Annotated in this window: 21 protein-coding genes and 1 pseudogene; 14 read left to right on the forward strand and 8 right to left on the reverse strand. The window is 47.4% G+C overall.

Translation table 11 applies throughout. The features are described 5' to 3' along the window. Positions 1-8: 8 nt before the first annotated feature. The 5 genes from EAS44_RS14300 to EAS44_RS14320 all read right to left on the reverse strand — a co-directional run bounded on the left by EAS44_RS14300 (position 9) and on the right by EAS44_RS14320 (position 3,419). Positions 9-971: a hypothetical protein gene (locus tag EAS44_RS14300; protein WP_014639476.1), complete on the reverse strand. Its 963-nt coding sequence runs from the start codon at positions 969-971 to the stop codon at positions 9-11. Between the two features lie 191 nt (positions 972-1,162). Further along, positions 1,163-1,585, reverse strand: coding sequence for a DUF977 family protein (locus EAS44_RS14305; RefSeq protein WP_001151217.1), 423 nt, complete (start codon positions 1,583-1,585; stop codon positions 1,163-1,165). A 40-nt stretch (positions 1,586-1,625) separates the two neighbouring features. Continuing rightward, positions 1,626-2,696, reverse strand: a complete 1,071-nt coding sequence (locus tag EAS44_RS14310) for a hypothetical protein (protein ID WP_001262357.1) — start codon at positions 2,694-2,696, stop codon at positions 1,626-1,628. 71 nt (positions 2,697-2,767) lie between these two features. Further along, entirely contained in the window at positions 2,768-3,193 is a 426-nt protein-coding gene (locus EAS44_RS14315; RefSeq protein ID WP_000693867.1) for a toxin YdaT family protein, read from the reverse strand. Beyond that, positions 3,177-3,419 (reverse strand): Cro/CI family transcriptional regulator, encoded by a 243-nt coding sequence (locus EAS44_RS14320; RefSeq protein ID WP_000747951.1) that lies wholly within the window; start codon positions 3,417-3,419, stop codon positions 3,177-3,179. Before EAS44_RS14320 ends, EAS44_RS14315 begins: the two co-directional genes overlap by 17 nt. A gap of 391 nt (positions 3,420-3,810) precedes the next feature. On the opposite strand from EAS44_RS14320, the gene EAS44_RS14325 reads away from it, so the two are divergent. The 4 genes from EAS44_RS14325 to ydfC all read left to right on the forward strand — a co-directional run bounded on the left by EAS44_RS14325 (position 3,811) and on the right by ydfC (position 4,978). Continuing rightward, complete coding sequence (locus EAS44_RS14325) at positions 3,811-4,149, forward strand: LexA family protein (protein ID WP_001362937.1); 339 nt, start codon at positions 3,811-3,813, stop codon at positions 4,147-4,149. Positions 4,150-4,441: 292 nt separating this feature from the next. Next, the gene (gene ydfA, locus EAS44_RS14330) at positions 4,442-4,597 is read left to right on the forward strand and encodes a DUF1391 family protein (RefSeq protein WP_000379589.1); all 156 of its coding nucleotides are present in this window, start codon (positions 4,442-4,444) and stop codon (positions 4,595-4,597) included. 1 nt (position 4,598) lies between these two features. Further along, positions 4,599-4,727: a protein YdfB gene (ydfB, locus tag EAS44_RS25700; RefSeq protein ID WP_000344964.1), complete on the forward strand. Its 129-nt coding sequence runs from the start codon at positions 4,599-4,601 to the stop codon at positions 4,725-4,727. A 29-nt stretch (positions 4,728-4,756) separates the two neighbouring features. Continuing rightward, positions 4,757-4,978 (forward strand): protein YdfC, encoded by a 222-nt coding sequence (ydfC, locus tag EAS44_RS14335; protein WP_001171970.1) that lies wholly within the window; start codon positions 4,757-4,759, stop codon positions 4,976-4,978. On the opposite strand, the gene EAS44_RS14340 is transcribed toward ydfC, so the two are convergent. After that, the gene (locus EAS44_RS14340) at positions 4,979-5,143 is read right to left on the reverse strand and encodes a hypothetical protein (protein ID WP_001331716.1); all 165 of its coding nucleotides are present in this window, start codon (positions 5,141-5,143) and stop codon (positions 4,979-4,981) included. 400 nt (positions 5,144-5,543) lie between these two features. On the opposite strand from EAS44_RS14340, the gene dicB reads away from it, so the two are divergent. The 5 genes from dicB to EAS44_RS14365 all read left to right on the forward strand — a co-directional run bounded on the left by dicB (position 5,544) and on the right by EAS44_RS14365 (position 9,905). Continuing rightward, positions 5,544-5,732 (forward strand): cell division inhibition protein DicB, encoded by a 189-nt coding sequence (gene dicB / locus EAS44_RS14345; protein ID WP_000449192.1) that lies wholly within the window; start codon positions 5,544-5,546, stop codon positions 5,730-5,732. Beyond that, positions 5,729-5,920, forward strand: a complete 192-nt coding sequence (gene ydfD, locus EAS44_RS14350) for a DUF1482 family protein (RefSeq protein ID WP_001090203.1) — start codon at positions 5,729-5,731, stop codon at positions 5,918-5,920. The genes dicB and ydfD overlap by 4 nt, the downstream gene beginning before the upstream one ends. Positions 5,921-6,012: 92 nt before the next feature. Beyond that, positions 6,013-8,484, forward strand: a complete 2,472-nt coding sequence (locus EAS44_RS14355; RefSeq protein ID WP_000048435.1) for an exonuclease — start codon at positions 6,013-6,015, stop codon at positions 8,482-8,484. A gap of 64 nt (positions 8,485-8,548) precedes the next feature. Further along, positions 8,549-8,797 (forward strand): excisionase, encoded by a 249-nt coding sequence (locus tag EAS44_RS14360; RefSeq protein WP_000113189.1) that lies wholly within the window; start codon positions 8,549-8,551, stop codon positions 8,795-8,797. Beyond that, a complete protein-coding gene (locus EAS44_RS14365) occupies positions 8,775-9,905 on the forward strand; it encodes a phage integrase Arm DNA-binding domain-containing protein (RefSeq protein WP_000113674.1) in 1,131 nt (376 codons plus the stop codon). The genes EAS44_RS14360 and EAS44_RS14365 overlap by 23 nt, the downstream gene beginning before the upstream one ends. A 45-nt stretch (positions 9,906-9,950) precedes the next feature. Here EAS44_RS14365 and ompW read toward each other — a convergent pair whose 3' ends face one another. Further along, on the reverse strand, positions 9,951-10,589 hold the full coding sequence (gene ompW, locus EAS44_RS14370; protein ID WP_001350853.1) for an outer membrane protein OmpW: 639 nt from the start codon (positions 10,587-10,589) through the stop codon (positions 9,951-9,953). A gap of 238 nt (positions 10,590-10,827) precedes the next feature. On the opposite strand from ompW, the pseudogene EAS44_RS14375 reads away from it, so the two are divergent. The 4 genes and pseudogenes from EAS44_RS14375 to yciA form a co-directional block, all read left to right on the forward strand. After that, positions 10,828-10,917, forward strand: a pseudogene (locus EAS44_RS14375) (YkgJ family cysteine cluster protein); the annotation flags it as partial. Between the two features lie 27 nt (positions 10,918-10,944). Beyond that, the gene (yciC, locus tag EAS44_RS14380; protein WP_000028546.1) at positions 10,945-11,688 is read left to right on the forward strand and encodes a YciC family protein; all 744 of its coding nucleotides are present in this window, start codon (positions 10,945-10,947) and stop codon (positions 11,686-11,688) included. A 29-nt stretch (positions 11,689-11,717) separates the two neighbouring features. Continuing rightward, positions 11,718-12,257 (forward strand): septation protein A, encoded by a 540-nt coding sequence (gene yciB / locus EAS44_RS14385; protein ID WP_000808672.1) that lies wholly within the window; start codon positions 11,718-11,720, stop codon positions 12,255-12,257. A 105-nt stretch (positions 12,258-12,362) separates the two neighbouring features. Further along, positions 12,363-12,761 carry an acyl-CoA thioester hydrolase YciA gene (yciA, locus tag EAS44_RS14390; protein ID WP_000108160.1) on the forward strand — a complete coding sequence of 133 codons (399 nt, stop codon included), beginning with the start codon at positions 12,363-12,365 and terminating at the stop codon, positions 12,759-12,761. A 39-nt stretch (positions 12,762-12,800) separates the two neighbouring features. Here yciA and tonB read toward each other — a convergent pair whose 3' ends face one another. Further along, entirely contained in the window at positions 12,801-13,517 is a 717-nt protein-coding gene (tonB, locus tag EAS44_RS14395) for a TonB system transport protein TonB (RefSeq protein WP_001357407.1), read from the reverse strand. A gap of 223 nt (positions 13,518-13,740) precedes the next feature. On the opposite strand from tonB, the gene yciI reads away from it, so the two are divergent. After that, on the forward strand, positions 13,741-14,037 hold the full coding sequence (gene yciI / locus EAS44_RS14400) for a YciI family protein (RefSeq protein WP_000967595.1): 297 nt from the start codon (positions 13,741-13,743) through the stop codon (positions 14,035-14,037). The last annotated feature ends 97 nt before the right edge of the window (positions 14,038-14,134 follow it).

Consider the following 14,134-nt stretch of genomic DNA (forward strand, 5'->3'; position numbering starts at 1 on the left):
CTGCGCTATTAAAATTCATGAATGAACGGTTTGTCATCTGGTTGCAAAATGGTGGTTTTATTCGTTGCTACATTTAAACTGTTGTAGAGCATAATTGCCAGGTTCGATGCATTTTCAATCAGCGTTTCAAGATCCTGGTCTGTAATCACTACGAGGTTCCCTTCTTTATCCTTTCCACCACGATGCACTAAGTGATTTCGATTGAGGGTTGCCAATTCAATAGCTTCTATCGGACAGTCTTTTTGTACTTTTATATCGAATGTAGCTTCATAGCGGTCGATTACCTTTTTAGTGCTATGCCAGCTTGCACTGATCAAGTGTTCCTTGATTGACCTGATTAGCTCTCCCCTAATTTTCTCGATGGGTTCACCCTTGAAAGGCAACGCAGCAATATCTTTGCTTACTTTAAATTCAGTCTTACCTTTTTCTATACAATTGGCTATGTAGACATCATCTTTCTCTATAGAATTAATGAATAGCTCAACATAAAGCGTTTCCAAAGCTGTAATAACATTCGTGTAGAGCAAACTAAGCAAGTGGTTTTTTTGCTGTTGTTCAGTTTTATCTTTTGCAAGTTTTTTTATTTTATCGATATTATCAATGAATTTTAAATACGGATTACCGGAAGACGTTACAGCGTCGTAGATATCATCATCGTACCAATCATCTATATTATTTGAGTTTCCAGACCAGTCAAAACATTGTGTTTGTAATTCATCTACTAATTCCTCAATATACTCAGATTTAACATATTGACCGAAGATGGATTGTAGTTCTTCGCTCGCATCATACGGCCCGCCATATATGTAAGCATAGCCACCTTCTCTACTTTCATACGGACAAGCATTTGCCGGATCTTCAAAGTTTTCAAAGAACCAGTTTTTCATTACTTCGAGTTGATCTTTTTTGCTTATGTATTTTAAAGATTTTAGTGGAACTTTCTTTCCATTAACCTCGAAAACAATTTTCACGATGTAACGCTCCCTTGTATCAATTGCGCAACTATTATACCACAGCGAAATACAGGGCATAACCTGCCTCCTTAAACTAACATACCATGAGCCAGCAATGTCCGCTATTGGCACAAAGCGGACAACCACGCTAGCTCTACCCTGTGCCACAAAATGTCAATTTGCATCTGAACTAATGCACTTTAATCTCGTCACTTCAATAAATACCGAACATCACCCTGATAAAACGACAATATGCGCTGCATAACTTCACTCTTCCGGCACTCGCGACAGATTATGTTCTGACGCCTGTCGTAGCGACGTATTTCTCCGTCAGGTAATGACCAGATAAGGTCCGGATCAACCGCAGATGGTTTCTTCAGCTTTGCCCTTGAGAGCTTTTTACTGGCATTTTGCCAGTCCTTACGCGCCTGTTCAGACGGGAATAACCCGTAACCAGAGTTGCATACATCGCCGCTGGCAACCAGCTCTCTTGCGAGAACGCTCATCAGATATCTTGTCGCACCTGTCTTGACTTCCAGTTGCCGTAACGTCTCACGCCCACTCTGGCGTACGAGTTCAACAACCTGTCCTTTAATTTTTTCCCGCTCTTCTTGTGTAAAAACTTTTGCCACAAGCCCTCCTGAAAATTACCTCATGACCAGAAATTAACACTTACCCCCTGAAGCCCGGCGGAATTTCGTTATCCGGTTCAGAAATATGATTCACACAACGCTGGTTGTTCGTGCCGCTTACCGGGAGCAACCAGGGGTTCTCAAAATTCCGGTCCGGTCCAAAAAACGTCGTCGCTCGCTGAACAAATTCCGTTCCCGTTTTCCCGGTAGCCGCCAAGTATCTTGCGTAACGCCTCACGCCATCCAGCATGGCCTCTGGTGGCACCCCCTCGCGTAATCTGGCCTTCCAGGCACTGAAAGCGGATTTCTTCGGGTTTGCCCCAGCACGCAACGGGTACTCCCGCCAGACCTGTTCGAACACATCCGGATAATCCACTCGTCCCACAGACTGCCCGGTGTTTTCCGGGACTACCCGATCGGCTTCCCGCTGAATGGCGGAATCGGCTTCGGGCTGCTGCAGTTGGTGTGATTGCTCCGGCCTTGCGGTCATCACCTGCTGCACAGCGCCCGAATCGGCTTTCAGCGCATACGCTGAATCGGCTTCCGGTGTCGTGCCTGCTGGCTGACCAAGATTGACGGTCTGAACATCCCCTGCCTGGTTCGTGGCGTTTTTTACGCCATGGACCATAGTGTTTTGATCTTCTTGATCTGTATCTTTATCTGTATCTTTATCTGTCGTGACTCGTCGTGACATGTGCGTGACATTTCGTGACGCGCCGTGACAATCGCCATTTTGTTCCCGCTTTCTTTCCCTCTCTCGCTGCGCCCTCTTGCGCTCTGCAGGAGATTTTGCGGTTTGCGAAATATTGCCGTTGTCCTCTTTAAGCACCTGGCGTTTTTCCCATCCAGTGATTAAATCACCATCAAGTACCCGCCCCTGCATCGTCTGCAAAATTGAATCAATTACCTCTTCTGTCACGTCGAGCGCACTTGCCAAATCTTCTGTCGTGACATCAATGTGACCTCGCGTGACATTTCGTGACGCGCTCACCAGGAGGTGGATATACACTGCCATCACTGTTGCAATTGGCTGCCCTGACACCCTGGCAATTGTTCGCCACTTAGGGTCATTTGGCATGTCATGCCATAATCTGAGCCAGGCGTTAGCCATACTCACCTCTTCTGATACCGAATCTTTTTACTCACGAGTTGCCGGAAGCGATTCGATATGGCTATTGTCAGTCAATGTACTGCCACAGCATTTCCTGCCGGGCCACCACGGTTCATCTGATTGAAACCGGCGATTGCCACTGCGACAAAATCATCAGCGTCTCTCACCAGTCGCTCCCGCGTCTCCACCAGCTCCCGAAAATAAGCTGAACTGTGGCTGCGCATTCTGGCCACCAGCAAAGGTGGCATTGCCTTTTCGATCGCTGGTAACAACGCCTGAATTTTTTCAACTGCATCAGGGGTGTCTTTCTCTATCCAGCGGAAAATTTTCTGGGTATTGCGAGCCAGGGCTTCCGGATGGCTGTCGTCGTACAGTTCAGGAAACGTCATACCCAACTCAAAATAAGCCTGGGTTATTCCAGCTGCCGGAACTTTTTCGCCATCAGGACGCGCCCAGGCATTCATCGCCATGCGGATGTGTTCATGCTTGATTTTCATGAATCCCCCCTTGGTTAGAAGGCGGATTATGATCAGAACCGGGAATGACAACCGTCGGTATGTGTAACTCATATTTGAGCGCCCCGGCAGTGACTGCCTGAATTAGCAACGCCCATTTCCACGGAACCTCTTCCCCCCACATGCTGACTGTGGTTTTTGACGTTCCTAGAGCTGCGGCTGTTTTAACAACTCCGCCAAAATAGCCTAATACTTCTGATTTTTTCATGAGTCGCTCCATAAAACTGAACGCCAAAAGTTTAATAATCAAAACCAAAGAAAGTCAAGAAACAAAACCATCTGTGTTTTAAAATCAAAACATGAACAAGCAAACAATATCTGAACGCATAACCCAACGTATGCATGCGCTAAACCTGAAAGGCAAAGACCTTGTCAATGCCACTGGCGCATCAAAAGGCTCCGTAAGTCAATGGATGAACGGTGGAGGAGCGCCGTCCTCGCGTTACATAAGTTCACTGGCAAAAATATTGAAAGTAAACGAAAATTGGCTTCTTAATGGAGGAGAGTTAAATACAGGTGATTCGCTTGATCTATCTTTACCGCCGATAAAAACGGTTCCGCTACTATCACTTCAGCAGGCAGCAAGCTGGAGTGATTATATGAAAAATTCCTCAATAACCTCTTGTGTGCAGCTTGTCGGAGAAATCCCGGCCAATACCTTTGCAGTTGTTCTAGAGAGTGACAGTATGTCAACATCTGGTGGGGGAGTTTCCATCCCAAATGGTTCAACAGTTTTTGTTGATCCCGATCGAACCGTACAACCAGGAAATATTGTCCTTGCCTTACCCAAAGGGACCACAACACCTGTCATTCGTAAACTGGAGATAGAAGGGCCGGATATTCTTTTAGTCCCCACGAATCCTCGCTACCCTTCAATTATGCTGGATGATCTATCTTGCATATTGGGCGTATGCTTTAAAATTCAACAAAATATTTAACCGACCTCATCTATTTGATTAACTGTATGCCATCGTGGTGATGGCTTAACAGCTGCCTGCTTAAAATGTTTTGATAAAAAAACATTGACCTGAAAAGTTCATTTTTCTAAACTTAATTCATTCCCTCTCCCCACCCCACAGAATGCAGGGCAATACTTCTAGTTACCAGGCAGTGGTCAGGGGTTAAGTAGCCAGCCCGAGGCGTAAGAACATGACGGCAGGGTTCAACTTTAATAACTATGCAGCAGGTTTTTGTTCCGCTACCCCGGCGTTAAGGGGAAATGAGGTCAGCATGGATACTATCGATCTTGGCAACAGCGAATCTCTGGTATGTGGCGTGTTCCCCAACCAGGACGGTACGTTCACCGCGATGACGTATACCAAAAGCAAAACGTTTAAAACCGAAAATGGTGCCCGTCGCTGGCTGGAAAGAAACTCAGGTGAGTGATATGGATTTCGACACAATCATGGAAAAGGCTTACGAAGAATACTTCGAAGGCCTTGCCGAAGGCGAAGAAGCTCTCAGCTTCAGTGAGTTTAAACAGGCGCTTTCCAGCTCGGCAAAATCTAACGGCTGATAAGCGAAGCAGCACCGCGAGGAATCAGTATGCAGAAACGAGAACCCGTCATCATCGCGCCAGACTATACCAATGATGAACTTTATGAGTGGATGCGCCAGAAAATTAATGCAGCGCAGGATTTGAAATGGGCCAATGAAGCCAGGGCTAAGCAGGCTGAAAATCTGTCCGCTCTGGAGCAGGATATCACCAATCTGGAAAAAGCAGCGGCATTAAGCATTGCCAGAATGATTACATACCCGCGTGAATAGCTAACCAACGAAGCTAAGGTTGGTAATTAAGGAGTTCTCCACGGGTGAGGTGGAGTGCGTGCGCCGGACACGGGTGAGCATCCGGCACTGACAGTTTACTGAAAGGATATTTCCCTGAAAAGTCAGACCATAACGCGAAAGCGCACGGCGAGGTAGCTGGTTCATAGATAGCCTGTCGTTAAATTTTCGTCGACCGTGCGCTTCCGGTTGTGGCAATCCGCGAAATGGCGCGGCGGTAAGTATGGCGGGGTTATTCCTTCCACCGTTGAGGACACCGGGTTGTCAGGTTGACCATACGCTTAAGTGACAACCCCGCTGCAACGCCCTCTGTTATCAATTTTCTGGTGACGTTTGGCGGTATCAGTTTTACTCCGTGACTGCTCTGCCGCCCTTTTTAAAGTGAATTTTGTGATGCGGTGAATGCGGCTAAGCGCACGCGGAACAGTTAAAACCAAAAACAGTGTTATGGGTGGATTCTCTGTATCCGGCGTTAATTGTTAACTGGTTAACGTCACCTGGAAGCACCAGGCACCGCATCACAAAATTCATTGTTGAGGACGCGATAATGGAAACGTTATTACCAAACGTTAATACGTCTGAAGGTTGTTTTGAAATTGGTGTCACTATCAGTAACCCTGTATTTACTGAAGATGCCATTAACAAGAGAAAACACGAACGGGAGCTATTAAATAAAATATGCATTCTTTCAATGTTGGCCCGTTTACGTCCGATACAAAAAGGATGCTGGCAATGAATACAGCATTTGCACTTGTTCTGACAGTTTTTCTTGTTTCCGGAGAGCCAGTTGATACTGCAGTCAGTGTTCACAGGACAATGCAGGAGTGTGTGACTGCAGCAACCGAACAGAAAATTCCCGGTAACTGTTACCCGGTCGATAAAGTTATTCACCAGGATAATAACGAAATCCCGGCAGGTCTTTAAAACAGTTCCGTAATAAACATCCGATTTCATTCTTATATGCCAGCAATGGCAGGGATTTGTTCACCCTTAAATCTGTAATGAGGTAAAACAAAATGAGTAAAGTCTTTATTTGCGCCGCCATTCCGGACGAACAGGCAATAAAGGAAGAAGGTGCCGTCGCTGTAGCCACTGCCATTGAAGCCGGTGATGAACGTCGCGCCCGCGCAAAATTTCACTGGCAATTCCTGGAACATTATCCGGCTGCTCAGGACTGCGCTTATAAATTTCTTGTTTGCGAGGATAAACCCGGTATACCCCGCCCTGCCCTCGATTCCTGGGATGCTGAATATATGCAGGAAAACCGCTGGGATGAGGCGTCTGCTTCCTTTGTTCCGGTCGAGACTGAATCCGATCCGATGAACGTCACTTTTGACAAGCTGGCCCCTGAAGTACAGAACGCTGTCATGGTTAAGTTCGACACATGTGAAAACATCACCGTTGATATGGTTATTAGCGCACAGGAATTGTTGCAGGAAGACATGGCAACATTCGACGGACATATCGTTGAAGCGTTGATGAAAATGCCAGAAGTTAACGCCATGTATCCGGAGCTTAAGTTGCACGCCATTGGGTGGGTTAAGCATAAATGTATTCCTGGTGCTAAATGGCCCGAAATTCAGGCAGAGATGCGCATCTGGAAAAAACGTCGCGAAGGTGAACGCAAGGAAACCGGAAAATACACGTCTGTTGTTGATCTCGCCCGCGCCAGAGCCAATCAACAGTACACTGAAAATTCAACAGGAAAAATCAGCCCGGTCATTGCTGCCATTCATCGCGAATACAAGCAGACATGGAAAACACTGGATGACGAACTGGCCTACGCTCTCTGGCCTGGTGATGTGGATGCCGGAAACATTGACGGCAGCATCCATCGCTGGGCAAAAAAAGAAGTTATCGACAACGACCGCGAAGACTGGAAGCGTATCTCGGCATCAATGCGCAAACAGCCTGATGCCCTTCGCTACGACCGCCAAACTATTTTTGGCCTTGTCCGTGAGCGTCCGATCGACATTCACAAAGATCCCGTAGCACTGAACAAATATATCTGCGAATACCTGACGACAAAGGGCGTGTTTGAGAATGAAGAAACAGACCTGGGCACTGTTGATGTTCTCCAGTCATCAGAAACACAAACTGATGCAGTGGAAACTGAGGTATCTGATATCCCAAAAAATGAAACCGCGCCGGAAGCTGAACCATCTGTAGAGCGTGAGGGGCCGTTCTATTTCCTCTTCGCAGATAAGGACGGAGAAAAATACGGTCGCGCAAACAAACTTTCTGGTCTGGATAAGGCACTGGCTGCTGGCGCCACTGAAATCACAAAAGAAGAATATTTTGCCCGAAAAAATGGCACATACACGGGCTTACCGCAAAATGTAGATACCGCTGAAGATTCAGAACAACCAGAGCCGATAAAAGTTACCGCTGACGAAGTAAACAAAATTATGCAGGCAGCCAATATCAGCCAGCCTGACGCCGATAAGTTGCTTGCTGCATCACGTGGTGAATTTGTTGAAGGGATTAGTGACCCGAATGATCCGAAATGGATTAAGGGGATCCAGACCCGCGATTCTGTGAGCCAGAACCAGCATGAATCGGAACGGAACTACCAAAAAGCGGAACAAAACAGTCCAAATGCGTTACAAAACGAGCCAGAAACGAAACAGCCTGAACCAGTGGCGCACCAGGAAGTGGAAAAAGCCTGCACCGCCTGCGGTCAGACCGGCGGCGGCAACTGTCCTGATTGTGGCGCGGTGATGGGCGACGCAACATACCAAGAAACATTCGATGAAGAGTATCAGGTTGAAGTTCAGGAAGATGATCCGGAGGAAATGGAAGGCGCTGAACATCCACACAAGGAGAACACTGGCGGCAATCAGCATCACAATAGCGATAATGAAACTGGCGAGACGGCAGATCACCCAATTAAGGTGAACGGTCATCACGAAATCACATCCACCAGCAGGACGTGTGACCATCTAATGATCGACCTTGAAACCATGGGAAAAAATCCTGATGCCCCGATCATCTCAATAGGTGCAATATTTTTCGATCCGCAAACCGGAGATATGGGACCGGAATTTAGTAAGACTATCGATCTGGAAACTGCTGGCGGAGTCATTGATCGGGACACCATTAAATGGTGGCTTAAGCAATCACGCGAAGCGCAATCTGCCATTATGACCGATGAAATCCCGTTAGATGATGCACTGTTACAATTGCGGGAATTTATCGACGAAAACTCCGGTGAATTTTTTGTTCAGGTTTGGGGAAATGGAGCCAACTTCGACAACACGATTTTGCGCCGTTCATACGAACGGCAGGGGATCCCCTGCCCGTGGCGTTACTACAACGATCGCGATGTACGCACAATCGTTGAGCTGGGGAAAGCCATAGACTTCGATGCCAGAACGGCTATTCCATTCGAAGGTGAGCGCCATAATGCACTTGATGACGCCCGTTACCAGGCAAAATACGTTTCAGCTATCTGGCAAAAACTGATCCCAAATCAGGCTGATTTTTAATGTTCAACCCCGGTCGTTGCCCACCAGCTATAGTGGCGGCGACCATGATTAGCGAACGACGCTCATGGCAAGACTTATTCTGCTCACTGAGTGGGCAAAGGAGGAATTCAGTGAACCGGTCCCTACTCCGAGTACGTTAAGTAAATACGCTAAAGCCGGAATGATATTTCCTCTCCCCAAAAAAGTTGGAAGACGCTGGCGAGTGGATCCGCAAGCTCGCTTTGTCGGAATGGTAAACAAGCCGGAGGTGATCGCCACAGATCACCCTGCTTTGAAGAGGATACTGGAAGATGGCGCGCCCGCGAAAATATAAAACCGATGTTCCGGGATTATCTCCGTATTTTGACAAAAGAAATAACAAAGTTTACTGGCGTTACAGGCATCCCATAACAGGCAAAAATCACGGTCTCGGCAGTATTGACCAGAAACTGGCAGAAACTATTGCAGCAGAAGCGAACAGCCGTCTTGCCCGGCAGCAAATGGAACAAATGCTCAGTCTGCAGGAGAAAATTATTAGTGACACCGGCGGTTCATCAACCGTTACCATTTTTCTGAATAATTACAGAAAAATTCAACAGGAAAGATATGAAAACGGCGAGATCAAACTCAACACGCTGAAACAGAAAGCGGCCCCTCTCAGGGTATTTGATGAACGTTTTGGCACCAGACCGTTAGATGCCATAACCGTAAAAGATGTGGTATCAGTACTGGAAGAGTACAAGGCCAGAGGACATAACAGAATGGGACAAATTTTCAGGAAAGTACTGATCGATGTTTTCCGGGAAGCTCAGCAAACGGGCGATGTCCCGCCAGGCTTTAACCCTGCAGAATCGGCAAAAAAACCGCAGGTGCGGATATCAAGACAGCGACTGACTTTTGATGAGTGGATGATGATTTATAACGCAGCGGAAAAGGATGGTTACTTTTTACAGCGCGGTATGCTGCTGGCACTGATGACAGGCCAGCGCCTTTCAGATATTTGCAAAATGCAATTTTCGGATATCCGGGATGGTTATCTTCATGTCGAACAGCAAAAAACAGGAACCCGGATTGCCATCCCTCTGGCTCTGCGTTGCGATAAATTAAATCTCACCCTAGATGATGTGGTGTCATCCTGCCGCGATTGCGTTCTTAGTCCGTGGCTATTGCACCACCATCACGCGAAAGGGACAGCTAAGCGCGGCGGGATGGTTAAGCCAGCAACATTAACCGTTGCATTTAAAAAAGCCCGGGATTCTGTGGATTACAACTGGCGTGCTAATGGCACCCCACCCTCTTTCCATGAGCAGAGATCTTTATCAGAGCGATTGTTCAGAGAGCAGGGGGTTGATACCAAAATTTTGCTGGGCCATTCGAATCAAAAAATGACCGATATTTACAACGACGCACGCGGTAAGGAATGGAAAAAACTGGTCATTTGATGACCAGTTTTGCAGAGGGGTTTTGCAGAGGTTTTGCAGAGAAAATTAAAAACGATATCCTGCGGAGAACATAAACACCCACGGATCCAGTCGTACCGAGTCTTTTACGGTAGTAACACCAGATTTGTACTTAGCCGTGGTATCGATATCCATGTACCACACTGACATGTTAACCAACCAGTCACGGTTAATCAGATAATCAACCCCCACCTGCCCGGCAGCTCCCCAAGAGTCTTTCAGACTGAGATCGGAAAGCCCCGCCTCTTTGCCATGATCGTTAAATCCATTATCAAAGAAGGTGGTGTAGTTAATACCTGCACCAACGTAAGGACGGAATTTGCTGCTGGCATCACCAAAATACCACTGCGCCATCAGTGTTGGCGGCAGATGATGAACGGTTGCAATATCGCCGGTCGCCCGGGTGCCGATTTTATGGCGGAACGGCGTTGCTGCCAGTAATTCCACACCAATGTTGTCGGTCGCCATATAAGTAAACGTCAGGCCCAGTTGAGTGTTATTGGTCACGCTGAATCCACCCAAACTTCCTAACGTACCACCAGCACCTTCTGTTGGACGTACGGTTGCAGAACCTGCACGCATAAAAAATTCGCCGGCTTCATGTGCAAAGGCACTGCCAGAGAGAAGAGTTGCTACTGCCAAAGCCGCCACTGTTAACTTTTTCATATCCGCTCCGTCGTTATGGTTATAAAAACGTGACGAATATACCCACATTGGGGTAACAAATGATCCTACACAGATCACATTACATATGGTAATTCACCCTTTATTGATCTGGATTAATTTAGAAGTTGCATTGAAAATCCTGGTTAATGTGATTTAAATCAATTTTTATATATTTCGCTACGCAAATATTAACTCGCTCGCCACTTTCAGCGGTTTGCCCACGCCTGAAGGCCAGCAATTACCTCCGCTTTACAAAGATATGCTTTTCCATACAAGACCTGATGCTGCCACCCGGGGCTTAACCAGGGTACAATTGCCCGCTAATTAACACCTGCATAAAACTCAAGGAGAGTGCATGTCTATCACGGCGCAGTCCGTATACCGTGACACCGGAAATTTTTTCCGTAATCAATTTATGACCATTCTGTTGGTATCGTTGCTATGTGCGTTTATCACAGTGGTGTTAGGGCATGTTTTCTCACCCAGTGATGCACAGCTTGCGCAGCTCAATGACGGCGTACCCGTTAGCGGCAGTAGTGGGTTGTTCGACCTGGTTCAGAATATGTCACCGGAACAGCAACAAATTTTGCTGCAGGCTTCAGCGGCGTCCACTTTTTCAGGATTAATCGGTAACGCCATTCTCGCCGGGGGCGTAATATTAATTATCCAGCTGGTGTCTGCGGGTCAGAGAGTCAGTGCGCTGCGAGCTATTGGTGCCAGTGCGCCGATATTACCAAAGTTATTTATTCTGATTTTTCTGACTACCCTTTTAGTACAGATTGGCATCATGCTGGTGGTCGTTCCGGGAATTATCATGGCCATTTTACTGGCTCTGGCACCGGTGATGCTGGTACAGGACAAAATGGGCGTTTTTGCCTCGATGCGTAGCAGTATGCGGCTGACATGGGCGAATATGCGTCTGGTGGCACCCGCAGTACTGAGCTGGTTGCTGGCAAAAACACTGTTGCTGCTTTTTGCCTCTTCTTTTGCCGCATTAACCCCGGAAATTGGTGCCGTACTGGCGAACACCTTGAGCAACCTGATTTCAGCCGTATTGCTCATCTATCTGTTCCGCCTGTATATGTTGATTCGCCAATAACCTTAAGCATTTGATTACGGAATCGTAAAATGAAGCAGTTTCTTGATTTTTTACCGCTGGTTGTCTTTTTCGCGTTTTACAAGATTTATGACATCTATGCGGCTACTGCGGCGCTCATCGTCGCCACGGCGATTGTGCTTATATATAGCTGGGTTCGCTTTCGTAAGGTTGAGAAGATGGCCCTGATCACTTTTGTTCTGGTGGTCGTCTTCGGTGGCTTGACGCTGTTCTTCCACAATGATGAGTTTATTAAATGGAAGGTTACTGTCATTTATGCCCTGTTTGCGGGTGCCCTGTTAGTCAGCCAATGGGTGATGAAAAAGCCGCTAATTCAGCGGATGCTGGGTAAAGAACTCACCCTGCCGCAATCGGTATGGTCGAAGCTGAATCTGGCCTGGGCTGTTTTCTTTATCCTTTGCGGTCTGGCAAACATCTACATCGCATTCTGGCTGCCGCAAAATATTTGGGTCAACTTTAAAGTCTTTGGCCTGACCGCCCTTACCTTAATCTTCACATTGTTAAGCGGTATCTATATCTACCGCCACATGCCGCAGGAAGATAAATCCTAACCAGACTGCCAGTCCTTCAGGGGCTGGCGCTGTATCTCCTCTGTTCTCCTCAGGAAAATCATAGTAGCATCGCGCCTGTGATTTTCCTTTTAAGTCGGTTTTACCATGTCTACAACACATAACGTCCCTCAGGGCGATCTTGTTTTACGTACTTTAGCCATGCCCGCCGATACCAATGCCAATGGTGACATCTTTGGTGGTTGGTTAATGTCACAAATGGATATTGGCGGCGCTATTCTGGCGAAAGAAATTGCCCATGGTCGTGTAGTGACCGTGCGGGTTGAAGGAATGACTTTCTTACGGCCGGTTGCGGTCGGCGATGTGGTGTGCTGCTATGCACGCTGTGTCCAGAAAGGGACGACATCAGTCAGCATTAATATTGAAGTGTGGGTGAAAAAAGTGGCGTCTGAACCAATCGGGCAACGCTATAAAGCAACAGAAGCATTATTTAAGTATGTCGCGGTTGATCCCGAAGGAAAACCTCGCGCCTTACCCGTTGAGTAATAATCAAAAGCCTCCGGTCGGAGGCTTTTGACTTTATGCTTACTGAATTTCGGTAGTGCCGTTAATTTTAAACAGGATATTCACCACAATCCCACTGCCTGGCTTACCCGGCTCATAACGCCATCTGCGCATCGCATTTTTCACCTCACGCTCAAACATGTTTGCAGGCTTGGCTGAGAGGATTTGTACGTTATCCACGCGACCATCTGGCGTGACATCAAATTTAACTTTAACCTGCCCTTCAATGCGCAATGCCTGTGCTCGTGCCGGATACTGCGGCTGATTACGGCTTAATGCGCGTGGTCCTGAAGCCACACTGGTAACCGGCTTGCTGGTTGCAGCCGTTGCCGTACTTGATGTCGGGCGCGCGGGTGCCGTATTTTCAAACGGTGATGCCGGACGCGACTCTACGGGTTTGACATCGCGTTTTGGCTGCTCCACCTTTTTCACCGGCTTCGGTTTTGGCTTAGGTTTCGGCTTCGGCTTTTCAATGACCACCGGAGCTTCTTTTGGCGGTTCAGGGATCGGCTCAGGTTCCGGTTCTGGCTCTACCACCGGCTCCGGTGGTGGCTGAACGGCTTGTGGCGGTTCAAGATCAGCAGGCGCAACCATCGTGACAGAAATCGGCTGCGCAGGCGCAGGTAGTTCAATAACCTGATGTACCGAGGTATAGAGCAAACCCGCCACAACAGCACCATGAATGCAGACCGAAAGTAACGTCGGCCAGGGGAAGCGGCGAGGTAAATCAAGGGTCATTGAAGTCATAATCATTTCAGTAGAAAAACCAGGTCCCGATTTTAAATGCAAATAGCAATCATATTCAATAAGGCAAGACGATCAGGATCAGTGAAAATGTCATTTTTGGCGTAATTGACCTTACTTTATGCATGGTCTTAACAAAGACATCATCTTTCCGTTGCAGATCTTCGCCCTTTCAAATAACGTACTTTACAACTTTCCCGAACAAGGAGTTGTGCCTGTGTTGTATGTTATTTACGCTCAAGACAAAGCTGATAGCCTCGAAAAACGCCTTTCCGTTCGTCCGGCACATTTGGCACGTTTACAGTTACTGCATGATGAAGGTCGTTTGTTGACCGCCGGTCCAATGCCAGCGGTAGACAGTAACGATCCAGGGGCTGCGGGATTTACTGGCTCAACCGTTATTGCTGAATTTGAGTCGCTGGAAGCAGCTCAGGCCTGGGCCGATGCTGACCCGTACGTAGCGGCAGGAGTCTATGAACACGTTTCAGTGAAACCATTTAAGAAAGTGTTCTGAATAGAAATTCAATATTTAAGGGCACGGTTTTTGCAACCGTGTTCTTGTTTGGCCTTTCCTTATAGGTCGGTCAGTGCATTCACCACCACAAGCAGAT

Origin of the sequence: Escherichia coli DSM 30083 = JCM 1649 = ATCC 11775 (assembly GCF_003697165.2) — a bacterium.
Taxonomy (GTDB): domain Bacteria; phylum Pseudomonadota; class Gammaproteobacteria; order Enterobacterales; family Enterobacteriaceae; genus Escherichia; species Escherichia coli.